This window comes from Nocardia vinacea (assembly GCF_035920345.1).
In the GTDB taxonomy this organism is placed as follows: domain Bacteria; phylum Actinomycetota; class Actinomycetes; order Mycobacteriales; family Mycobacteriaceae; genus Nocardia; species Nocardia vinacea_A.
Genome location: NZ_CP109149.1, coordinates 3,528,778 through 3,550,797, shown reverse-complemented (window position 1 = coordinate 3,550,797; position 22,020 = coordinate 3,528,778). Strand labels below are relative to the sequence as shown.

Genomic DNA, 22,020 nt, shown 5'->3' with positions numbered 1-22,020 from the left:
ACCATCGATCAATACCCTCCGACTGATGATTCCCAGGGAAATCAACCCGTGATGACCTGGGTTGTAGCACCTCGAACACTATCAATCTCGGCCGAGTTTGCGGCAGAGACACTCGAACCCCGACGTTGCGGACGCCGCAGCGGTGCTGTGGATCGCGCATTCGGCGAACGACTACGGTTACGGCGTGTTCTCCATTGCGGCCCTGGTCCCGTCGCCGCCGATCCTGGTGCCCGAGCTCTGCGGCGGTCTCGCGCACGCGGCCGGGTCGGATTCCGTTGACGCGCCCGCGGTGTTGCGCGCGGCCGCACTCGCTGCGGTCGGCGCGTTGGCCGCGACGACTCGGAACTGGACCGTCGTGGGTGTGGGCGCGGCGGCGCAGGTCGTCGGACCGGATGCGGTCGGCACCTTCCGCGGTTTCGGTGCGGACGTACAGGTAGGGCTTTCGGCGGACGCGCTGTCGCGATCGCGGCACACGTCCGGCGCAGCGGATCCACAGCAGCCGCTGGCCGCCCTGATTGCCGGGTGGTTGCGTGGTCAGGTCGCACCGGAGGCGCTGGCCACGACGACTCTCGTCGCCGTCGACACACCCGCCGACGAATGCGCCCGGATCGGTGCGCAGTTGCGTTCCGCCCTGGACGATTCGCCCGAGGAGGCGGGCGTTCTCGTCGTCGCGGACGGCGCGGCGACCCTGACCCTCGAGGCACCGGGCTACCTCGACGAGCGCGCCGCCGACGTGCAGCGCGAACTGGACCGTGCGCTGGCCGACGGCGATACCGCCGGACTGCTCGCCCTGGATCCGGCCTTGTGCGCCGAACTCGTGCTATCCGGCCGCGCGGCCTATCAGGTGCTCGCCGGACTTTTCGCCGCCGATTCGGTCGCCCCATCCGTCGAAACCCTGTACAGCGATGCCCCGTTCGGCGTCGGCTATCAGGTGAGTATCTGGCGCACATCGGGAGGTGATCGGTGACAACGCCGATCGCCGTCGTCGGACCCACCGCCACCGGCAAATCCGACCTCGGCCTCGATCTCGCCGAACGACTCGGCGGCGAAATCGTGAATATCGATGCAATGCAGCTCTATCGCGGCATGGACGTCGGCACCGCGAAACTCCTGCCCGCCGAACGCCGGGACATCCCGCACCACCAACTCGATGTCCTCGAGGTCACCGAAACCGCCACCGTCGCCGCTTATCAGGCCGCGGCCAGCGTGGACGTACGCGAGATCATGGCGCGCGGCCGCACGCCGATCATCGTCGGCGGCTCGATGATGTATGTCCAAGCGCTGCTGGATGATTGGGAATTTCCGGCCACCGATCCGACGGTCCGTGCGCGCTGGGAGGGACTGCTGGCCGAGCGTGGCGTCGGTGCGGTGCACGAGGCATTGCGAGCGGCCGATCCGGCGGCCGCGGCGACCATCCTGCCCACCGACGGCCGCCGCATGGTGCGTGCGCTCGAGGTCGTCGAACTCACCGGGCGCCCCTTCGCGGCCTCGGCGCCGGTCATCGGAAAACCACGCTGGGACACCGTGATCATCGGAGTGGACCGCGACACTGCCGAACTCGACGCGCGCATCGAACGGCGCACCGCGCTGATGTTCGAGGCCGGTCTCGTCGACGAGGTCCGCGGACTGATCGATAAAGGTCTGCGCGAGGGCGTCACGGCGCGCCGGGCGATCGGCTACGCACAAGTCCTGTCCTACCTGGACAACGAATACGACCTGAACCACGCGCAGGAACGCACCCTGATCGGCACCCGGCGCTATGTCCGGCGGCAGCGCTCGTGGTTCCGCCGCGATCCCAGGGTGCGGTGGGTGGACGGCGCCGATCCCGGTCTGGTCGCGACCGCGTTGTCCCTGCTAGAGAAGGAACGGATCCCGCAGTGACACGTCGTGTGAGTACCCGCAATGCCTCGGTCCAGGTGTGGCAGGCGTATCTGAACAACCGGACCAAGCGCCACCGCGACGGCCGCTTCCTGGTGCAGGGCGTGCGCCCGATCACTCAAGCGATCGCCAACGACTGGCCGCTGGAGACGATGCTCTACCGCCTCGGCGCGCCGGAGCTGTCGAATTGGGCCCGCGAACTACTGGAGACCAGCGGCGTGCAGCAGGTCGGCCTGGTTCCGGAGCTGATGGCCGAACTCGGCGAAAAGTCCACCAGCATACCGGAATTGGTGGCCGTCGCGATATCCAGGCAACCCGAGCTCGACACCTTCGAGCCTGGCGAACCCGGTGACACCGCGCCACCTGTCGTGGTGGTTTTCGATCGCCCCAACTCGCCCGGCAACCTCGGCACGCTCATCCGCTCCGCCGACGCCTTCGGTGCCAGCGGCATCATCGTCACCGGTCACGGTGCCGACCAATACGATCCGCAGGCGGTCCGCGCATCCACCGGTTCGCTATTCGTCATGCCGATCTTCCGGGCGGCCGGGCCCGCGCAGGTGCTCGAATTCCGCGACCGGCAGATCCAGCGCGGCATCCCGACCCGCATTGTCGGCACCGATGAGAACGGCGCGGACGCGGTCTTCGACTACGACTTCGCCGAGGCGACGATCCTGGTCGTCGGCAATGAGACCAGCGGCATGAGCGCGGCCTGGCAGGAGGCCTGTGACGATATGGTCTATATCCCGATGGGTGGCACCGCCAGCTCGCTCGGTGCGCCCTCGGCCGCCGCGGTCGCGCTGTACGAAATTTCGCGGCAGCGCCGTACGTTGGTTCGAGGACGATAAGCAGGGAGGATGCGCGTGTCGGATATCGAGTTCACCAAGGGCCACGGCACCGAGAACGATTTCGTGGTGCTGCCCGATCCGGAGGTCCGACTGGACCTGACGCCGGACCGGGTCGCCGCGCTGTGCGATCGTCGCCGCGGACTCGGCGCGGATGGTGTGCTGCGGGTGGCGCGCGCGGGCACGCTGCGGGACGCGGGTGTGCTTGCCGAGATTCCCGAGGGTATCGCCGATACCGACTGGTTCATGGACTACCGCAATGCCGACGGCTCGATCGCCGAGATGTGTGGCAACGGCGTGCGGGTATTCGCGCACTACCTGGCGGCAAAGGGGCTCGAATCGCGTACCGAGTACGTCGTCGGTAGTCGCGCGGGGGCGCGTCCGGTCACGGTGCATTCCGGTGGGCCTGCCGATGGCGAGGTAACCGTGGGGATGGGCATCGTTCGCGAGCTCGGTTCCTCGAACGCGACCATCGGTGGTTGGGCGCTGCCCGGCATCGGCATCGACGTCGGCAATCCGCACCTGGCCTGCGTCGATGCGAACCTGTCCGTGGACGCGCTCGCCAAACTCGATCTCACCGTCGCACCCGGCTTCGACCCGGATCTGTTCCCGCAGGGCGTGAATGTCGAGATCCTGACCGGATTGGTCGACGGCGCGGTCGATATGCGCGTCTACGAACGCGGCGTCGGCGAAACCCGTTCCTGCGGAACCGGAACCGTCGCTGCCGCGGCGGCCGCGCTGGCCGCCGACGGTTTCCGCATCGCCACCGACACCGGTGAGGCGCGCGTCCGGGTGCTCGGTGGTGCGGTCACCGTCCGCCTCGCCGAGGGTGCGGCTTGGTTGCGCGGACCGTCGGTGCTGGTTGCGACGGGTCGGATTGCCGAAGACTGGTGGTCGTCGCATTCACCGAGCTGAGCTCGCTGATACGCCTCGCTGTGCAGCAGCCGGGACCGGCCTCGGCCGTGTCCAGGGATAACCGAGTGCGCATCGGTCAGTACTCGTGGCAGCATGGATGATGTATGACGAAATCGAAGACTTTTGAATTCACTCCGGCCGACGACGACGATGACCACGTCGAGGCCGTCGAGGACACGACGGAAGACACCGGCGATGTAGTCGCCGAGCACGCCGCGCGGATGCGGCGGTCCGGGTGGACCGCTGATCCGACTGTCGGCGAGATGCAGCTCGACGAGCGCTCCTCGCTGCGGCGTGTCGCGGGTCTGTCGACCGAGCTCACCGATATCACCGAGGTCGAGTACCGCCAGCTGCGACTGGAGCGGGTCGTGCTCGTCGGGGTCTGGACCACGGGCACCGCGACACAGGCCGAGGCGAGCATGGCCGAACTGGCCGCACTCGCCGAAACCGCGGGTTCGGAGGTGCTGGAAGGACTGATCCAGCGTCGCGACAAGCCGGATCCGGCCACCTATATCGGTTCCGGTAAGGCCGACGAACTGCGCGCCGTGGTACTCGAAACCGGCGCCGATACCGTGATCTGCGACGGTGAACTGACCCCGGCCCAGCTGACCGCGCTGGAGAAGGTCGTCAAGGTCAAGGTGATCGACCGGACCGCACTGATCCTGGACATCTTCGCCCAGCACGCCACCTCCAGCGAGGGTAAGGCGCAGGTATCGCTGGCCCAGATGGAATACATGCTGCCGCGACTGCGCGGTTGGGGTGAGTCCATGTCCCGGCAGGCCGGTGGTCGCGCGGGCGGCAATGGCGGCGGTGTGGGTCTGCGTGGTCCGGGTGAGACCAAGATCGAAACCGATCGTCGCCGCATTCGCGAGCGAATGGCCAAGTTGCGCCGCGAGATTCGCGAGATGAAGACCGCACGCGATACCAAGCGGGCCCGTCGCACTTCCAGCGGCATCCCGTCGGTCGCCATCGTCGGCTACACCAACGCGGGCAAATCCAGCCTGATGAACGCGCTGACCGGCGCGGGTCTGCTGGTCCAGGACGCACTGTTCGCGACCCTGGATCCGACCACCCGCCGTGCCGAACTGGACGACGGCCGCGAGGTCGTCTTCACCGATACCGTCGGATTTGTGCGGCATCTGCCGACTCAGTTGGTCGAGGCGTTCCGGTCCACCCTGGAGGAGGTCACCGGCGCGGATCTGCTGCTGCACGTGGTCGACGGCTCTGACTCGCTACCCGCTGAACAGATCAAGGCGGTCCGCGAGGTGATCACCGATGTGATCAAGCAGTCGGGGTCACCGGCGCCGGCGGAGCTGTTGGTGGTCAACAAGATCGATGCGGTCGACCCGGTCGAGCTCACTCGGCTGCGCGCGATGCTGCCCGACGCGTCCTACGTTTCGGCGCACAAGGGCACCGGCATCACCGAGCTGCGCGAGCGCCTTGCCGAGGTGCTCGGCGGCCTCGACGTCGAAATCAGTGTGCTGCTGCCCTATACCCGTGGCGATCTGCTCGCCCGCATCCACGCGGACGGCCGCATCACCACCTCCGAGCACGAGGAGGGCGGCACCCGGGTGCGCGCCCGCGTTCCGCACGCACTGGCGGCGGCGCTGTCACCGTTTGCGCACGCCGGCGGATCGTCCGAGCCGGACGGTGCGGGTTCGCCCGACGCCGATGGTGTCGCGCACTGAGCTGTGGTCTCGATCGGCCGTCGAGTCGTTTTCGGGCACTGCATCGAGTGGACCAGTCGGACGCAGTGCCGTTGACGGGGCGCGCAGCAATGGTGTGCCGACGTTCCGTCGAATCGTGGGCCGCGAGGACTGGTGAGCGGTCGCCGATCGCGGTTGCGGGCCACACGGCGCACCGGAGCCGGCCCGATTCGGTCGCGGACCGGCCGGTCGGTCGCATATGCCCGGCACATCCGGTGCAACACAGGCGAATTCGTTGCGCTATCGTCATCGAATCGACATCAGGAGGGTTAAATGTCGCATGACCACTCCGGTGCGGCCGATTCGGGTGATCGGCGCTCCGGTGATTCGTCGCTCGCCGCGTCGGGGCTGAGTGATGGTGCGCCACTGTCGGTTTCGCTCACCGATACCGATATGCGGGTGCTCGACACACTGCTCGCGCCGCTGCGTGCGTGGACGAGTCCGCGGTTCTACGGCCTGGAGAATATTCCGGCGGAGGGGCCGGTGCTGCTGGTCGGCAACCACAATCTGATGGGTGGTATCGATGCACCGCTGTTGCTGCCCGAGGTGTTGCGCAGGCGCGGTCGACTGATCCGCGGGCTGGCCGAGAATGTGCTCATCAATGTGCCCGGCATTCGTCAACTGCTGCACCACTTCGGCACGGTGCGCGGCAACCGCCGCAACTGCCTGGCGCTGCTGGCCCGCGGCGAGGCCGTCATCGTGTTCCCGGGCGGCGGTCGAGAGGCGGTGCGCCGCAAGAACGAGAAGTACGTCCTCAAGTGGGAGGGTCGCTCCGGCTTCGCGCATATGGCGATCGAGGCGGGCGCGCCGATCGTGCCGGTGGCGATGATCGGTGTCGACGATGCCTACGACATCGTTTTCGACGGCGACCATCCGGTCATGCGACCGCTGCGCTGGGCCGTCGAGGCGCTCGGCCTGAACCGGGACCTGACCCCGCCGCTGATCCGCGGCATCGGACCGACCGGCATCCCGCGTCCCGAGCGCTTCTACTTCTCCGCCGGTGCGCCGATCGATCCGACGCCGTGGCGTGATGCGCCCGATATGCATGCCGCCGCGGTGGAACTTCGTGACGTAGTGCGCAAGGAGTTGGAGGAGGAACTGAAGTTCCTGTTCAGCGAGCGCGATCGTGATCCGGGTCGCACCCTGTTCGGTCGACTGCGCAGTCTGTTCTGAGTCTGCTCTCAGTTATTTGTCAGTAACTCTCCATACCTTGGCCGAATGGCTGGAACGAGAGTACGTATGGCGGCGGTAGCGGGTGTAGCAGCAGTTCTGGTGGGATTTCCAGCCGCATCGGGTGGCTTTCTCGCGTCCGCGGCTCCCGTCGCCGATCCGGTCATCACGTCCGGCAAACTGCTCGCCTCGTTGAGCTCGACCGATGGCTCGTATGTCGCCGATGTCGCGGTGCGCGACAACCGCAATCTGACCCTGCAGGTGTACTCGGCCGCCATGGGTAAGAACATCGAGATCCAAGTGCAGCGCCCGGCCGATACCTCCGTACCGCGCCCGACGCTGTATCTGCTCAATGGTGCGGGCGGCGGCGAGGATTCGGCGACCTGGCAGGCGCAGACCGATGCCGCGCAGTTCTTCGACGACAAGGATGTGAATGTGGTCACCCCGGTCGGCGGCAAATGGAGCTACTACACCGACTGGCGCGGCACCGACCCTGAGCTCGGCGTGAACATGTGGAAGACCTTCCTCGCCGAAGAATTGCCCCCGCTCATCGATAGCGGACTCGGCGCGAACGGCACCAATGCGATTGCGGGCCTCTCGATGTCGGGTACTTCGGTACTGCAATTGCCCATCGCCGCACCGGGCCTCTACAAATCGGTGGCCGCCTACAGCGGTTGCGCGCAGATTTCCGACCCGGTCGGCTACAACTTCGTGAACGCAGTTATCGCTGCGGGCGGCGGTCATTCGGCGAATATGTATGGACCGCAAGGTGATCCGATGTGGGCCGCGAACGACCCGTACATGCATGCCGACCAACTGCGTGGCCTGAACCTGTTCATCTCCGACGGCACCGGTATCCCCGGCCAATGGGACACTCTCAACGGCCAGCACGCCCTGCCCGGCGCCGGCGGCCTCGCCAACCAGGTCGCCGTCGGCGGCGCACTCGAAGCCGCAACCAACTACTGCACACACAACCTGCAGACCCGCCTGAACCAACTCGGCATCCCCGCCACCTACGATTTCCAACCCACCGGCACCCACTCCTGGGGCTACTGGGAAGACGCGCTGAAGGCGTCGTGGCCCGTGCTCGCGCAGGGGCTGGGATTGCCTGCCTAGGTCGATGCGCTGAGTGCCCATTCCGGTCGCGTTTGCCTGGATCCCCCCGGACATCCCGACGGGAACGGGCGCTCAGTGCACCTCCGTGTTTGCCGATCGACTTGCCGAACCACCTCCGCCGGTCCAGGTGAGACTACGATTTCTGGCCCAGAAGTAAACGATGGTTCTCGTTCCGGGTACCGTATGTAGCAACGACGGGTCGGTGTGGACCGGCCGTGGGGTCACTAGGAGGTTGGCGTGGAGCGCACACTGTTCGAACCCGAACACGAGCTGTTCCGGGAGTCGTTCCGCAAGTTTCTCGATCAGCACGTCGCGCCGAATCACGCGAAGTGGGAAGAGCAGGGCATTGTCGACCGCGCGGTCTGGCTCGAGGCCGGTAAACAGGGATTCCTCGGCATGGCCATGCCGGAGGAGTACGGCGGCGGCGGGGTCAAGGATTTCCGCTACAACGCGATCGTCGCCGAGGAGTCGGTGCGCGGCCAGTATTCCGGCCTCGGCTTCGCCCTGCACAACGATGTAATCGCGCCTTATCTGGTCGAACTCGCCAACGATGAGCAGAAGCAGCGCTGGCTGCCCGGCTTCTGTTCCGGCGAGATCATCACCGCCATCGCGATGACCGAACCGGGCACCGGCTCCGACCTCCAGGGCATCAAGACCCGCGCGGTCCGTGACGGCGACGACTGGATCCTCAACGGCGCCAAGACCTTTATCACCAACGGCATCAACTCCGATATCGTCATCGTGGTCGCCCAGACCGATCCGGAGAAGGGCGCGATGGGCTTCAGCCTGCTCGTCGTGGAACGCGGCATGCCCGGTTTCGAACGCGGCCGCAACCTCGACAAGCTCGGCCTCAAGGCGCAGGACACCGCCGAACTGAGCTTCACCGATGTTCGCGTTCCGGGTAAGAACCTGCTCGGCACCGAGGGCATGGGCTTCATCCACCTGATGAACAATCTGCCGCAGGAACGCCTGTCGATCGCCGTCATGGCGGCCGCGGCCATGGAAGCCTGCCTGGAGATGACCATCCAGTACGTGCGTGATCGCAAGGCCTTCGGCAAGCCGATCGGCGCCCTGCAGAACACCCGCTTCGTGCTGGCCGAACTGGCCACCAAGACCACCGCCGTCCGCGTCCTGGTCGACCGCTTCATCGAGGACCTCAACGCGGGCAAGCTGTCTGTCGAGGATGCCGCCATGGCCAAGTGGTGGAGCACCGAGGAGCAGCTCTACCTCATCGATCGCTGCCTGCAGTTGCACGGCGGGTACGGCTACATGAAGGAATACCCGATCGCCAGGGCCTACATGGACGCCCGCGTCCAGACCATCTACGGCGGCACCACCGAAATCATGAAGGAAATCATCGGGCGTTCGCTGAAACTGAGCTGATACCAACCAGTTTCGCGTTCCAGCCGCAGGCTCCGGTCTGCGGCTGGGCAATCGAGCCTGTTGCGCCACCGGCCGAAGTTGTCTAGTCCTGTTATCGGGCCACCGCGGCTCGAAGGGCGAGGAGAAGGTAGGTTGGGCACAGTGACGGAGCAGGCCCTCGGGCAGGAGCACACCTTCGGTACGAGCGCATTCGCGACCACATCCGATGGCCGTCGACTGCACTACATGGTGCGCGGAACCGTCGGGCCGACCGTGGTTTTCGAATCGGGTATGGGTTTCTCCCGGTCGATCTGGGGGTTGGTGCAGCCGGTCGTGGCCGAGCGTGTACGCGCCGTTGTCTACGATCGTGCCGGGAGCGGTCGCAGCGATGACGATCCGAACCCACGCACCCTCACCCGGATGGCCGACGACCTCGCCGCGGTGCTGGCGGAGCTGGGGGATGGTCCCTTCATCCTCGTCGGACACAGCTGGGGCGGCCCCATCGTCCGGGTCGCCGCGACCGCGGATCCGGCCCGCATCCAGGGAATCGTGCTGGTCGATCAGAGCGACGAGAACTGCGAACTGTATTTCCTACCCTCGGCGGAGAAGCGGTACGCGATGACCAGGGCCCTGCTGCCCAAACTCGCTCGCTCGGGTCTCTACCGCCTGCTCGGTAGCCGGATCGGCGGTAAACAGCCCGCCGATATCGCCGCCGATCACCGCGCCGAGGATTTCACCCCGCGTGCCGCGCGCACCATGCTCGCCGAACAGGACCAATTCAGCGCAGGTCTGCGAAACCTCCGCGACCAGCCGCACGAGCTCGGCATGGTGCATGTCAGCGTCATCACCGGCACGAAACTTCCGCGACTCGACAAGACCACCCGAACCGCACTGACCGCCGCCCACCGCCGCACCGCCGCCGCCTTCCCCAACGGCCGACTCGTCGAGGCCGAGCGCTCGGGTCACCTCATCATGTTCACCGAACCCGATCTGATCGTCGACGAAATCCTCCGCATCGCGGACAACGCCGGTTAGGGCCGGGGTCCCAAGGGCAGCAACGGAATATGCGCTGTCAGGCAGCGGGTGACCAGCCGGGGCAGGGTCGGTAGTAGTCAATTCAAGGTCCCTACGGCCCTTTCGGCTTTGCGCGCGAAATCCCTATGGTCAGAGCGTGGTAGGAGGGTGGGCCGGGGGGCTCGATCCCGCGGAAATTCGAACTCGCGAAGAATTCGCCGCTGCGCTGTCGGCCTTGCGCGTCGCGGCGGAGCTGACTGTCCGTCAGACCGTGGAACTTTCGGGATGTCCGCAGGGCACGCTCAGCGGATGGTTTGCGGGACAACATGTTCCGACCGACGGCAATGAGAAGATGTTTCGCGCGGTACTCGCCGTCTGCGGCATCGACGCACGGGCGGAACAGGAGCCCTGGCTGACCGCGGTCCGTCGGGTGCGCGGTACCACCGGGCGTCGCCGCCGCGATGACGAGAGTCCGTATCGGGGGCTGGAGCCGTTCCGATTCGATGATGCCGGTTGGTTTTTCGGACGCGCCGAACTCACCGCGGAATTGGTGGGCAAGGTCGATGTACTGCTGCGCTCGCGGGGGCGACCGCGCATTATGTTCGTCATCGGTGCGTCGGGATCCGGCAAATCCTCCTTGTTATCGGCGGGTCTGTTGCCCGCGCTGCAGGAGGAGGGACTCACCGCCGGTGTCGCGCTGCCGGGCACACATCCGCTGGACGCACTGCGTGAACTCGAAGAGACCGAGGTCGTCGTACTCGATCAGTTCGAGGAGACCTGGACCCAATGCGGGGACGAGGTGCAGCGGGCCGCTTTCCTGGAGGCGATCGCCGACCACCAGGGCACCCGAACGGTTTTCGTGCTCGGCCTGCGCGCTGACTTCTACCGGCACGCCGCCGAGGAATCGGTACTGCACGATGCGCTGGCCGCGAACGCGGTGCTGGTCCGGCCGCTGAGCAGTGGTGGCGTCCGCGAGGTCATCGTCGAACCGGCGCGCAAAGCGGGCTGGACCGTGGACGGAGACCTGGTGCAGTTGCTGCTGCTCGAACTCGCACCGCATGGCTCCCGCGCGGCACACGATGCGGGTGCCCTGCCGCTGCTTTCGCACGCACTGTTGCAGACCTGGCAGCGCGGCACCCGGCGGCGGATGACCGTCCTCGACTACAACGCGGTGGGACGGATCGGGGGAGCAATCCAACGCAGCGCCGACGCAGTCTATTCCGATCTCACCACCCCGCAACGTCAGATCGCGCGCCGCACCTTCCTGCGATTGGTGACCATCGACGAGGAGAGCGTGACCCGTCGGCGGGTGCATCGTTCGGAACTGTTCTTCGACGACGACACCGCCGCCGACGTCAATGCCGTGATCGATCGCTTCTGCGCCCAGCGCCTGCTCACCTGTGAGGAGGAGACCGTCGAGATCACCCACGAGGCCATCATCGGCGCGTGGAACCGATTGTCGGACTGGGTGGACAGTGATCGCGGTGGCCTCATCGTGCACCGCAGACTCACCCACGCCACCCAGGTCTGGCACGACAGTGGTTGCGATCCGGGCGAATTGCTCGGCCCGGCAAGGCTGCCGCTGGCGCAGGAGTGGGCGAGCACCGGCGGTCACCACCGCGACCTGAATCAGCGCGAACGCGACTATCTCGCCGCCAGCTCCGTCGAACAGCAGGCCGCGATCCTTGCCCAGCGCCGCCGCACCCGCATCCTGCAGCGGCTGGTCGCGGCACTGGCGACGGCCTCGGTGGTTGCCCTCGTGCTTGCACTGGCGGCCTACACCCAGCAGCAGAGTGCCGCGCAGGCGCGCGATGACGCGATGTCCCGGCAGATCGCATTGCAGGCGGTTCGATTGCGGGACAAGGATCCCGCATTGTCGGCGCAACTCGCCTTGGCGGCCTATCGGGTCGAGCCGACGCTGGAAGCGCGTTCGGCGCTATTGGATTCGAGCGCCGTGCACACTCCGGTGCGGTTCGTCGGGGAACACGAGGGGCGCACGGTCGTCACCACCGATTCTCGCGGCACGCTGCTGGCCATTGGTGCCGTGGATGCGACGGTCAGTCTGAACCAGGTGAGTGGCGGCATTACCCCGGCGACCGAGGTCGGTCAGATCCCGGCACCCGCGGGACCGCCGGGGCCGCAGCCGATGGTGTTGGAGATCGGTCCGGGTGACGATGTCCTCGTCAGGATCACCGCCGGGCGGATCGAGCTGTGGAATATCGCGGATCCGCGTGCACCGCATCTGCTTTCGACCGTGGAAAGTTCCGGAGTCACCTACACCGGTGTGGCATTCAGCCCGGACCGACGCCAACTCGCCGCGGGCACCACCGATACCGGCCTGGCCAGATGGGATATCGCCGATCCCGCCCACCCGGTCGCCTTGCCCACGCTCGTCCTGCCGGCCGGTTCGCCTGTTGTGGCATTCAGCCCGGACGGCACAATGCTGGCCGCGGCGGGACCCGAAGCGTCGGTGCGGATCTGGCGTCACAGTGGAACCGATGCAGAGCAGGTCTTCGACCGCGCTCGAGACGGTTCCACCGCGCAGGCGTTGGCGCTGCGGTTCAGCCCCGACAGCAAAACCCTTGTCGCGGGCGGCCGATCGCGGGAAGTGTTGCGCTGGCGCCTCGACGATCCGGCCGCACCCACCGAGTTGCCCAGATTGCGTGGATTCGACAGCTACATCAACGATCTGATCTTCAGCCCCGACGGATCCCGACTCGCCGCGGGCAGTTCCGATCACAGCACCCGCATCTGGAATACCACCACCGAATCGATTGAGCCCGAGCTGATTCTGCCGAATCTCGCGATCGTCGTCTCGGTGCGCTACGCGCTCGGTGGACGCATGGTCGTCACCGGTGACGAGACCGGCGTGGCACACCTGTGGCCGCTGCCCGGCCCGCTGCTGCGCGGTGCCCAGAGCACCATCTATCAGACACCGATCGAGCGCACCGGCACCCGATTCCTCACCGGAACCGGCGCGGGCGACAGTCGTCCCCGCATCTGGGATATCACCGATCCGGCCACACCGATCGACTACCCGGTGCTCGGGGTAGGCGATGACGAAAAGACCTGCGGTGCCGTTGCGTTCTCCGCCGACGGCTCCCGCGCCGCCATCGGCACCCGCACCGGCCACATCTATCTCTGGGATGTCCGTGATCCCCGTCAGCCGCATCGGCTCGGGCAACCGATCGACGCGGTCGAGGGCATAGTGGCCGCGATCGCCTTCAGCCCCGACGGATCCGTACTCGCGGTCGTCGGACAGGACAATCCGATCGCAACGGTGTGGAACCTCACGGACCCGAACACCCCACAGCCCATCGCCGCCCTCGATCTGAAAAAGGCGTTGCCGAATCTGGTCGCCATCGACTCGACCGGCACCCTGCTCGCCATAGCAACCACCGATGACGTCGTTCGCATCTGGGACATCCGCGAGCGCGGCCGACCGCCGCGGGAACTGCCGTCGCTCAAAGGTTTCGACAACGACGTGGCCTCGGTAGCCTTCAGCCCGCAGAATCAAGTCATCGTCGCGGGCAGCACCGACCACACCGCCCGACTCTACGACCTGTCCGATCCTGAAAACCCCCGCAACCTCGGCACGCTCGACGGGCCGCCCGACCCGATCATCACGGTGAACTTCAGCCCCGACGGCCGCTACGTTGTCGGTGGCGGTGAGGGCAGCGATATCTGGATCTGGGATGTCATCGATCCGGATAGGCCACGCCGCGTCGCCGTGCTGACCGCATACACCGGCCGGGTCAACGACGCGGGCTACGCACTGGGCGGCCAACTGCTCATCGGCGCCGGTCCCGATAAGGTCGTGCGGCTGTGGGCGACCGATCCGGACCGTGTCGCCGATGCGCTGTGCGATAGCGGCAGCACCGGACTGAGCTCGGTCGAGTGGCAGCGCTACCTACCCGGGGTGCCATCCCGACCGCTCTGTTCGACACGCTGACCCGCCGCGCAGCGCCTGTATGGACCTTGTATGGACTGTTCCGCATGGCGTTATCCCAGGTCGGACGATTGCGGAGCACTACTTCCGACTCAGGGACAACCATCATGTCGATACCTCTGCCAACCGTGAAACCGGACCCGACACCGGGATTCCAACGTGCGCTCGGTGTTTTCCACCGTGCTGCTCGGCAGGTTCCCGCTTATGCGGACTTCCTCGCCGCGCACGGCGTCTACCCCGCCGATATCCACACCCTCGCCGATTTCGCCAATGTGCCCGCCATGACGAAAGAGAACTATCTGCACAAATATCCGCTCGACGCGCTCGTCTGGCGCGGCGATATCACCAGGGCGGGAACGTGGTCCACGAGTTCCGGTTCCACCGGCCGCCCGACCTATTGGCCGCGCGATATCGCCTCCCTCGACGAGAGCACAGAACTTTACGCGCGGATCTTCCAGCAGTGCTTCGTATCCCAGCGTCGTTCGACGCTGCTGGTGATCGGCTTCGCCATGGGCAACTGGATCGGCGGCACCTACACCTACACCGGTGCGCTGATGCTGCGCCGCCGCGGCCATCGACTCTCGGTCATCGCCCCCGGCATCGACGCCGAAGCGATTCTGGACAATATCGCGACGCTCGGCCCGCACTACGACCAAGTGGTGCTCGCGGGCTATCCGCCGTTCATCAAGGATGTGCTGGACCGCGCGCCCGAAGAGGTGCTGGGTCAGGATCTGCGAATCCTGTTGGCGGGAGAGGCGATCAGCGAGAACTGGCGTGACTGGGTGCTGCGGCGGATCGGCAAATCCGGCGACCCCACCGCGACCTGCCTGATCTACGGCACAGCAGATGGGGGCATCATGGGCCACGAGACCGCGACCACCATCGCTGTGCGCCGATTGGCCGCGCGACAACGTCTCCTCGGCGGGGAATTGTTCGGCGCGGACGAAATCCAGCCCACCCTGGTCGAATACGATACCGACTATCGGTTCGCCGAACTCGATGCCGAGCAGCGCTTCCTGTTCACGGTCGACACCGCGATCCCGTTGGTGCGCTACCGCATCAACGATCAGGGTGCGCTGTTCTCGGCCACCGAGCTCGCGGATCTGGTCGGTGACAACGAAATTCCGATTACCACCTCAACCGAGTCGTGCAAATTCCTGGCTCTGCACCGGCGTACCGATATCGCCGCGTCCTTCTACGCGCTGAAGATCTACCCGGACAGCGTGCGAATGGCCTTGGAACATCCGGATATAGCCCCGACGGTGACCGGAAAGTTCGTACTCGCCACCAGCACCGGCAGGCAGTTCGAGCAGACCCTCACTCTGCGGGTCGAATTGCGCGCGGGCACGCACCCGATCGAGGGGTTCGAGGTGCGGCTGCGGCGCGCGGTCGTGGATGCGCTGGAACGCACGAACACCGAATACCGCCGCCTGCACCGGGGGCTGGGCGCGGCCGCCGAGCCCGAGATCAACCTGCGGCCCTTCGCATCGGCCGGATTCGAAGCCGATATCAAACATCGCTGGACGGAGCGTGCGGCATGATCGAGATACTGCACCCTGCAAACGATTCCGCACGGATCGCGGAATTGCTCGCACCCGGCTCCGGATTCCGCTACGTCGATGCATGGGACGGATGCCTACCCGAACTGGTCGCTCTCGACCATCCCCGGCTCGTTGCCGCCACGCGGCAGGCACGAGCGGATATGGCGAATCACATTGCGTCGCTGCGCCGTAGCGGACCGGTCGCCCGCTATATCGTTTTTCCTTGGCGTCGAACCGTGGTGAAGTTGCCCGATGCCGAACTCTTCTGGCGACTGCGCACGGCCCGCAACCGATTCCTGATCGAAACGCACGAGCAGCGAACCTGGTCGGAGACTTTGATCGGCATCGCCGGGCTGAGTGTCGGCGCGGCGGCGCTCTCGGTCTGCTCGCTGACCGGCGCGCGACGCTTCCGTCTCGCCGAACGCGACACCCTCGGCACGACGAATCTCAACCGCTTGGCTGCCTCGGTCTGCGATCTGGGCGAGCCGAAACTGACGCTCGCGCAACGCCGCACGCTGGAGGTCGATCCCTACACCCGGATCGATGCCTTCTCGCACGGCTATGTGCCCGAGTTCGCGGACGACTTCCTCGGCGGGCACGGCACCGAGCGGTTGGCCGTGCTACTCGAGGAAATGGACGATCTGCCGATGAAATTCGATATCCGACGACGCGCGAAGGCAGCCGGAATCCCGGTCGTCATGGTCACCGACAACGGCGACAATGTGCTGCTCGATATCGAACGCTACGACCTCGACCCGGCCTATCCGATCCTGCACGGCCGTGTCGAGTTCGCGGCGCACTGGTCGCTCGCCGAACTCGGCGATCCGGCCCGGCGGTCGCGTCTGGTCGGTGCCATAGTCGGCGGCGGACTCACCTCGCGGCTGCGCTATTCGCTCACCCAGGTGGGCCATACGTTGCCGACCTGGCCGCAGCTCGGCACCGCGGCGACCATGGCCGGCGCCGTGGGCGCACTGGCCGCGCGTTTGATCGCGTGCGGTGGTGGGCTGCGTTCCGGGCGCTATCGGGTGGATCTCGACGCACTGCTGCTCGGTGTGTCAGCCGTGAGTACGTCGTCGTGACCGTTGCGGCGGCACCAGCTGAGCAGGTAATGCGCGTGCACGCCGCACCACCGATAGATCGCATTGGCGGTCAGCGGTAACTCGGGATCGTGCTCGCCGCGTTCGAGCACGATCGGCCCGATATAGACGCTGGCCACCTTATTGGCGGTATTGAGACCGACCCGCGCGGCCTTGGCCAGTGAAACGGCATCTGTGGCGCGGCCCGCGGCAATGGCTCCGGCCAGCCGCGCGGCCGTCTCACCGCGCTGTCCCTGGAACAGCCGATACAGCGGGGGCGGTGTGGTCGGCAGCGGCTCGAGATGCGGCCGTCGTCCGGTCGCCGCTGGGAGAATCGCCTCCAACAATGCCGGGACGCCAGAGGATTTCGAATAGAAACCGGCCAATTCCGAAGACCTGAGCAGTGCTTCGTCCAGATGGTCGCGCTCCATGCTGTGCCCCTGCGCCGCCATCAGCACCGCGGCCTGGCGTTGCGCCGAACCCAGCATATCCAGCACATCCAGGCCGTCGAAGCTGTACTCCAGCGCCGGATCGTTCCAGATCAGGTCGGTGATCACCACGTCGAAGCGGACCTGGTGCACGACCTCGCGCCGCACGGCCTGCCGGTCCAGCGCCACCGCGATGGTCGAACCAGCGAATGCTTGTTTCAGTACCGGCTCGATGACCCGACCCAGCGGCGAGGCCACCAGTATTCGCAGGTGCCCCATATCCCGTTCGAGCAACATATTGCCCGCACCCAGGCTCATCGGGTGATTCTTACACCCGCCGTGGTCGTGTGCAGGCGAATTGCGGTACAGCACAGTGAATTTCCAGGAAACGACCCCTGTGAAATGTTTGGCTACCGGTGTGCAATGCCCAGAGTGTGACCATACGAACCCCGATGACTACGCGTTCTGCGGGAGCTGTGGAGCGCCCTCGCGCCGAGTGGATCCTGCGGAGGGGAGGACACAGCCGACCGGACCCGGTCCGCTGCGTCGTGACGAGGCCACCCGGTATCTTTGCGCGGCTGTCCATTTGGACAGTGTGCTCGCCACCGAGGTGGTCGAGAAGGTGTTGGAAGAACCGCTGCGATCGGTCGCTCGTTCACCCGGTGTCGATCTGGTCGCGGTGGCCAAACATGCGGTGGCCGCACGGACCCGGCATCTGATCCGTGATCTGGCGCTGTTCACTGTGCTGGTCTTGCTGATCGGCAACCAATTCCTCGGCGTCGAGCCCGGTGGCGCGCTCAGCTACCTGAACGTCCTCAATCCGTTCGCGCTGTTGTCGAAGCTGGCGATATTCGCCATCGTGCTCGCCTGGGTGGTGGTTTTCGCCGAGGCGTATGCGGCACGCTGGGGGCGAACCGCACATACATTGCGGCGCGGCGTCTTTCGGGCTTCGCGTGCACCGGTGCCGCATCTGGCGGCGGTTCGCGGCGAAATCGAGCATGTGGCGGCGTACGCGGGCGGCAACGTCACGGTGTACCACGGTTATCAGCCATTCCTCGGGCACGGATTTCCGCTCGGCGCGTGGTCGATGGCGCTGGACATCACCAAGGCGCGCAATGGCGCTGCGCCGATCCAGGAATTCACCGTCACCGAACTGAATGAACGGCTGCGCAAGCAGATCGCCCAACTCGACGTGCCGAATCTCGACGTCTACAACCGATTGTTCGTCAACGGCAACGATATTCATCACGATCAGCGCTTCCTGCCGGATGCGCTGGGTCGCCCACTCGACCGGGTTCCGGAGTCCACGGTCGAAGCGCTGATGCTCGCGCCAGAGGATCGCGCCCGGCCCTATCTGACCACCGAAATCATCGGCTGGGACGGTGAATTGGCGTGGTCCGGATTCCTGCGGCTGGCCGCCAGCTCTACCTCGCTGTTCGTGGAGTCCACGTACTGCATGGTGCCGCCGCTGCACAGGGCCTATCACGAAGTCGACGAACTGCTGTTGCGCCCGCGTCCGCGCCAACTGCTGAAACTGCTGTGGCGCAGTCTCCTCCGGCTGCCGCGCATGTGGCTGCGTGCCGTGCCGAATGTGATGTACCAGGGCTTCGCGGACGTGCGCAGGCGACGGAAGCTGGCGCGTCAGCAGAACGAGATCAGCCAGGTCTTCACCTTCGATCACGGTGCACTGCTGAGCATTCGGGAGGCGGCCAGTGATCTGCGCGTCGATAAGCGTGGCAGGTCGATCGGCTACCACCGCTACTTCCAGCTGCTCGACCAGGAGATGTACACCAAGATCCTGGAGAAGCGGGTCTTCGAGACACTGGCCGCCTTCCTCGTGGAGAAGAACATCGATCCCGACGAACTGCTGCGGCGCGGCGAACAGATCACCAATAACAGTGTGACCATCAGCGGCGATGCGACGCTGCTCAATTCGTCGATCGGCGGTTCGACCGCGACGACGGTGAACGCTACGGCCGGCGACGCGGCCGAACGATAAGACCCACAACCCAGTGGCACAGGAAGGCACCCATGGACAAGAACACCGGAGTCACCATCGGCGGCGATGCGCGGCTGTCCCGATCGGCGATCGGCGGACACGATGCGACGGTCACCAATACCAATGGTCCGCGCCATGCGGCGGCCCCGACGAATCTGCCCGAACTCCGCGACGCGCTGACCGAACTGCTGAGCGTCATCGGCACGGCCACCGAAGGCATGGGTGATCGCGACGATATCGTCGCCGCGGTCGAACAGGCCCGCGCCGAGGCCGAAAGGGATCGCCCGAACCGTCATCTGCTCGTCGGGCTCTTGCATGCCGTCGCCAGGGCGGTGGTCGGCATCGGCTCGCTGGTCGGGGTGGTGACGGCCCTGGAGGCCGCCGCCACCTCGATCCTCGGCGGCTGAGCGACGCGACGGTGCCCGGCGGTTCTCATGGCGACATGCTGGAAATGCGGGGGCCCGCTCCCCGGGACCTGGCAGCGGCACTGCACTTCGTGCGGTGCGCAGGTGTGCTGGAACTGTGGAAGCGAACCGACCGATACCGCACGCCGGTTCTGCACCGGCTGCGGCACCAATCTGGCGCCTCGGCAACCTGAACGGCCCACTCCGAGAGCATCTTTTGTGTGCGCGCCGGTGCTGTTGCCGGCGGCACTCGCCACCGCCGTCTCGTTGGTGCTCGTACTCACCCCGTCCGACGGCCGGTCGGGGCCGTCCGCGACGCCGAGCGCTTCCACGGTCCCGGTGGTGGAAGCGCTCGGCGCTCGCACCCCGGCGACGACAACGACCAGCGTGCCGCCGACCACCGTCGCGGCAGTGGTATCCGCCTCCGCCGCCGTCGTTTACGCCTATTTCGACGCGATCAACCGTCGCGACTATCCGCAGGCGTGGGCGCTCGGCGGCCACAATCTCGACTCCGGCTACGACGATTTCGTGGCCGGCCTGACCACCACGGACCATGATGCGGTGACGATCACCTCGGAAGAGGGCGACACCATCCACATCCGGCTGTCCGCCCGGCAATCCGATGGCACCTACCGCACTTTCGCGGGCTATTACGTCGTTCGGGACGGCGCGATCGTTTCCGCATCAATTCGCGTGGCCTGACCCAGCACGGTGGCGATGGTCGCGGCGGTCCAGCCGAGTTCCGCGCCGGGGCGGGTGGCGATGTAGTTCGCGATCTCTTCGACTGTCCACGCGTGGGATTCGGTGAGGCCGGCGGCGAGGTGGTGTATGTAGGCGGCTGACGGCGGGTTGCCGGGCAGGTCGGTATAGCGCCAAGGTGCGGTGATGGTGAGGACCGGATGGCCTTCGAAAGTGCCAGTGCAGACCAGGGTTTCGTAGCGACCGGGACCGAGTGTCAAGCGGCCGTGGGTGATTGCTTCGCGGAGGTCCAGGTCGGTTCCGGGGGTTCTGTACATCTCCTGGGCGGCGATATCGCAGAACTGGTCGATGGTGACCAGATGGGCGCGGGCGGCGGTTTCACCGGCGGCGTCGGGATCGTAGAAGGCTCGGCCGCCGGTCCAGGTCAGGGATTCGGTGGCGAAATATTGCAGGCCGGGCAGCGTCAGCGGTACCGAGCGCAGCGGTTCGGCCCCGTGGCGGCAGCCGGGGAGCGTGATCGCGCCGCCGCCGGGTGTGCCGCCGGCGAGGTAGCAGCGCAGGCGGCTCAGATGCATATTCGAGCCGTATGACGCGTACCACACGGTCTCGGTCATGGGGCTGATTCGGGCATCGCACCCGCCTTCCGGTCGGAAATCACCTATGACACGAGCATGCCACGGGTGGCGGTGGTTGTCGTCGGCAGCTGCACCGAGCTGGAGATATCGACGGTGGCGTCGATCCGGCCGCTGTCCCGGGCGGACGGATCGACCACTGTGACGCTGCGCAGTCTGCCGATCCGGGCGCCATTGGCCACCACCTTGGCCTGCTTCGGCAGATTCAGCGCATTCGCGTATTCGATCCGGACCTGATAGGTCGGACCCGCCACCGAGGCACCAGGCACCGGCACCGGCACCGACGACGGATCGAAACCGCAACCACCGAGCAGCATTACCGCCGCCGCGCACCCGTTGTCGGCGGCCACTATGTGGCCATGTCACCGACCGGGCAGAAACCGTTGGGTAAGAGTGCGATTCCGCCGGATCGAGTCGAACTACACTACGGATCTGCTCGCGGCTACGCTGCTGGCCCGCTCGGATGTCATCGGCGACATGCTGCTCGCGTTCCAGGCCAATGCCACCGATGGATTGCGGACGCACCGAATGCAACGGGAGCAAATTCCACGCACCCCTTGCGCCGGTGCGTTATTCGCGCGCTGGGAAGCCGAATTCGCGGCGGGCGCGAGCGAAATGCGTACACTGGCCCAGCCGGAAGCAAATCTGAAACAGGTGTCCGTCAGCCGACGTTGGAGGGTAATTGTCAACACGACGCGACGACATTCTCGACGCGGCACGGGACCTGATCGTGCGCGAGGGCTACGCCGGCGCCAGCATGCATGCGATCGCGCGAGCGGGGGGTGTTACCCGCCCCGCGCTGTACGCCGAATTCGGTGATAGGGACGAACTATTCGAGGCCCTGCTCGATCGCGAGGAAGAACGGGTGCTGGCCATGGCGGCCGAGGCGACTCCGGTATTCCAGGAGGGCGCGGATCTGGCCGCGATCGCGGCGGACGTCTCGGCCGATGCCGTCGATATCTTTCTCGACCTCGTCGCGGCCGCGCCGCAGAGCTGGCGATTCGTGCTCATGCCCGGCGATGGCCTACCCGAAACCGCGCACGAACGGGTGGATCGCGGCCGCGAAGCGTTGCGGGAGCGCAGTCGAGCGGTGCTCGCGCTGATCGCCGCGCTCACCGAGCGAGATATGGACGAAGAGTTGTTGAGCCACGCGGTGATCAGTGCGAGCGAGACCGGTGCGAGGCTGGTGCTCGCTGAGAACGGCGCGCAACGGCGCGAGGCGGTATCCAAGACATTGCGCTGGGTGGCGCGCCGGGCGGTCGCCGCCGCCGGAGTCGGGGAGAAGTAGC

General features: G+C 66.2%; 19 protein-coding genes. 16 read left to right on the top strand and 3 right to left on the bottom strand.

The features are described from left to right. Positions 1-184: 184 nt before the first annotated feature. The 12 genes from OIE68_RS16555 (at position 185) to OIE68_RS16500 (ending at position 16,572) form a co-directional block, all read left to right on the top strand. Positions 185-967 (top strand): hypothetical protein, encoded by a 783-nt coding sequence (locus OIE68_RS16555; protein WP_327101701.1) that lies wholly within the window; start codon positions 185-187, stop codon positions 965-967. Then, positions 964-1,881, top strand: a complete 918-nt coding sequence (gene miaA / locus OIE68_RS16550; RefSeq protein WP_327100243.1) for a tRNA (adenosine(37)-N6)-dimethylallyltransferase MiaA — start codon at positions 964-966, stop codon at positions 1,879-1,881. Before OIE68_RS16555 ends, miaA begins: the two co-directional genes overlap by 4 nt. Further along, a complete protein-coding gene (locus OIE68_RS16545; protein ID WP_327100242.1) occupies positions 1,878-2,723 on the top strand; it encodes a TrmH family RNA methyltransferase in 846 nt (281 codons plus the stop codon). Before miaA ends, OIE68_RS16545 begins: the two co-directional genes overlap by 4 nt. A gap of 24 nt (positions 2,724-2,747) precedes the next feature. Continuing rightward, positions 2,748-3,635 carry a diaminopimelate epimerase gene (dapF, locus tag OIE68_RS16540; protein WP_327101700.1) on the top strand — a complete coding sequence of 296 codons (888 nt, stop codon included), beginning with the start codon at positions 2,748-2,750 and terminating at the stop codon, positions 3,633-3,635. Positions 3,636-3,856: 221 nt separating this feature from the next. Then, entirely contained in the window at positions 3,857-5,323 is a 1,467-nt protein-coding gene (gene hflX / locus OIE68_RS16535; RefSeq protein WP_327101698.1) for a GTPase HflX, read from the top strand. Positions 5,324-5,614: 291 nt separating this feature from the next. Further along, positions 5,615-6,514 (top strand): lysophospholipid acyltransferase family protein, encoded by a 900-nt coding sequence (locus OIE68_RS16530; RefSeq protein ID WP_327100241.1) that lies wholly within the window; start codon positions 5,615-5,617, stop codon positions 6,512-6,514. A 45-nt stretch (positions 6,515-6,559) separates the two neighbouring features. After that, positions 6,560-7,627: an alpha/beta hydrolase family protein gene (locus OIE68_RS16525; protein WP_327100240.1), complete on the top strand. Its 1,068-nt coding sequence runs from the start codon at positions 6,560-6,562 to the stop codon at positions 7,625-7,627. A 237-nt stretch (positions 7,628-7,864) separates the two neighbouring features. Then, positions 7,865-9,010, top strand: coding sequence for an acyl-CoA dehydrogenase family protein (locus OIE68_RS16520; RefSeq protein ID WP_327100239.1), 1,146 nt, complete (start codon positions 7,865-7,867; stop codon positions 9,008-9,010). A 141-nt stretch (positions 9,011-9,151) separates the two neighbouring features. Then, a complete protein-coding gene (locus tag OIE68_RS16515) occupies positions 9,152-10,024 on the top strand; it encodes an alpha/beta hydrolase (RefSeq protein ID WP_327101697.1) in 873 nt (290 codons plus the stop codon). A gap of 136 nt (positions 10,025-10,160) precedes the next feature. Next, positions 10,161-13,955 (top strand): WD40 repeat domain-containing protein, encoded by a 3,795-nt coding sequence (locus tag OIE68_RS16510; RefSeq protein ID WP_327100238.1) that lies wholly within the window; start codon positions 10,161-10,163, stop codon positions 13,953-13,955. A gap of 104 nt (positions 13,956-14,059) precedes the next feature. After that, positions 14,060-15,493, top strand: a complete 1,434-nt coding sequence (locus OIE68_RS16505) for a phenylacetate--CoA ligase family protein (protein WP_327100237.1) — start codon at positions 14,060-14,062, stop codon at positions 15,491-15,493. Further along, on the top strand, positions 15,490-16,572 hold the full coding sequence (locus OIE68_RS16500) for a ThiF family adenylyltransferase (RefSeq protein WP_327100236.1): 1,083 nt from the start codon (positions 15,490-15,492) through the stop codon (positions 16,570-16,572). Before OIE68_RS16505 ends, OIE68_RS16500 begins: the two co-directional genes overlap by 4 nt. On the opposite strand, the gene OIE68_RS16495 is transcribed toward OIE68_RS16500, so the two are convergent. After that, on the bottom strand, positions 16,512-17,315 hold the full coding sequence (locus OIE68_RS16495) for a response regulator (protein ID WP_327100235.1): 804 nt from the start codon (positions 17,313-17,315) through the stop codon (positions 16,512-16,514). The two genes, OIE68_RS16500 and OIE68_RS16495, sit on opposite strands and share 61 nt — an antisense overlap. Positions 17,316-17,493: 178 nt before the next feature. Between OIE68_RS16495 and OIE68_RS16490 the strand changes: the two genes are divergently transcribed. The 3 genes from OIE68_RS16490 to OIE68_RS16480 all read left to right on the top strand — a co-directional run bounded on the left by OIE68_RS16490 (position 17,494) and on the right by OIE68_RS16480 (position 20,102). Continuing rightward, the gene (locus OIE68_RS16490) at positions 17,494-18,996 is read left to right on the top strand and encodes a hypothetical protein (RefSeq protein WP_327100234.1); all 1,503 of its coding nucleotides are present in this window, start codon (positions 17,494-17,496) and stop codon (positions 18,994-18,996) included. 32 nt (positions 18,997-19,028) lie between these two features. Next, positions 19,029-19,403, top strand: a complete 375-nt coding sequence (locus tag OIE68_RS16485; protein WP_327100233.1) for a hypothetical protein — start codon at positions 19,029-19,031, stop codon at positions 19,401-19,403. A 228-nt stretch (positions 19,404-19,631) separates the two neighbouring features. After that, positions 19,632-20,102: a hypothetical protein gene (locus tag OIE68_RS16480; protein ID WP_327100232.1), complete on the top strand. Its 471-nt coding sequence runs from the start codon at positions 19,632-19,634 to the stop codon at positions 20,100-20,102. Here OIE68_RS16480 and OIE68_RS16475 read toward each other — a convergent pair. Continuing rightward, positions 20,051-20,713, bottom strand: a complete 663-nt coding sequence (locus OIE68_RS16475; protein ID WP_327100231.1) for a histone deacetylase — start codon at positions 20,711-20,713, stop codon at positions 20,051-20,053. The two genes, OIE68_RS16480 and OIE68_RS16475, sit on opposite strands and share 52 nt — an antisense overlap. A gap of 44 nt (positions 20,714-20,757) precedes the next feature. Then, positions 20,758-21,081 (bottom strand): MlaD family protein, encoded by a 324-nt coding sequence (locus tag OIE68_RS16470; protein ID WP_327100230.1) that lies wholly within the window; start codon positions 21,079-21,081, stop codon positions 20,758-20,760. A gap of 332 nt (positions 21,082-21,413) precedes the next feature. Here OIE68_RS16470 and OIE68_RS16465 point away from each other — a divergent pair, with 332 nt between their 5' ends. Beyond that, positions 21,414-22,019 carry a helix-turn-helix domain-containing protein gene (locus tag OIE68_RS16465; protein ID WP_327100229.1) on the top strand — a complete coding sequence of 202 codons (606 nt, stop codon included), beginning with the start codon at positions 21,414-21,416 and terminating at the stop codon, positions 22,017-22,019. The last annotated feature ends 1 nt before the right edge of the window (position 22,020 follow it).

Bases quoted from the DNA above. Each gene is read 5' to 3' on its own strand.
- OIE68_RS16500 (WP_327100236.1), top strand. From the start codon at position 15,490: ATGATCGAGATACTGCACCCTGCAAACGATTCCGCACGGATCGCGGAA.
- OIE68_RS16505 (WP_327100237.1), top strand. From the start codon at position 14,060: ATGTCGATACCTCTGCCAACCGTGAAACCGGACCCGACACCGGGATTC.
- hflX (WP_327101698.1), top strand. From the start codon at position 3,857: ATGCGGCGGTCCGGGTGGACCGCTGATCCGACTGTCGGCGAGATGCAG.
- OIE68_RS16530 (WP_327100241.1), top strand. From the start codon at position 5,615: ATGTCGCATGACCACTCCGGTGCGGCCGATTCGGGTGATCGGCGCTCC.
- OIE68_RS16525 (WP_327100240.1), top strand. From the start codon at position 6,560: ATGGCTGGAACGAGAGTACGTATGGCGGCGGTAGCGGGTGTAGCAGCA.
- OIE68_RS16495 (WP_327100235.1), bottom strand. From the start codon at position 17,315: ATGAGCCTGGGTGCGGGCAATATGTTGCTCGAACGGGATATGGGGCAC.
- OIE68_RS16475 (WP_327100231.1), bottom strand. From the start codon at position 20,713: ATGACCGAGACCGTGTGGTACGCGTCATACGGCTCGAATATGCATCTG.
- OIE68_RS16485 (WP_327100233.1), top strand. From the start codon at position 19,029: ATGGACAAGAACACCGGAGTCACCATCGGCGGCGATGCGCGGCTGTCC.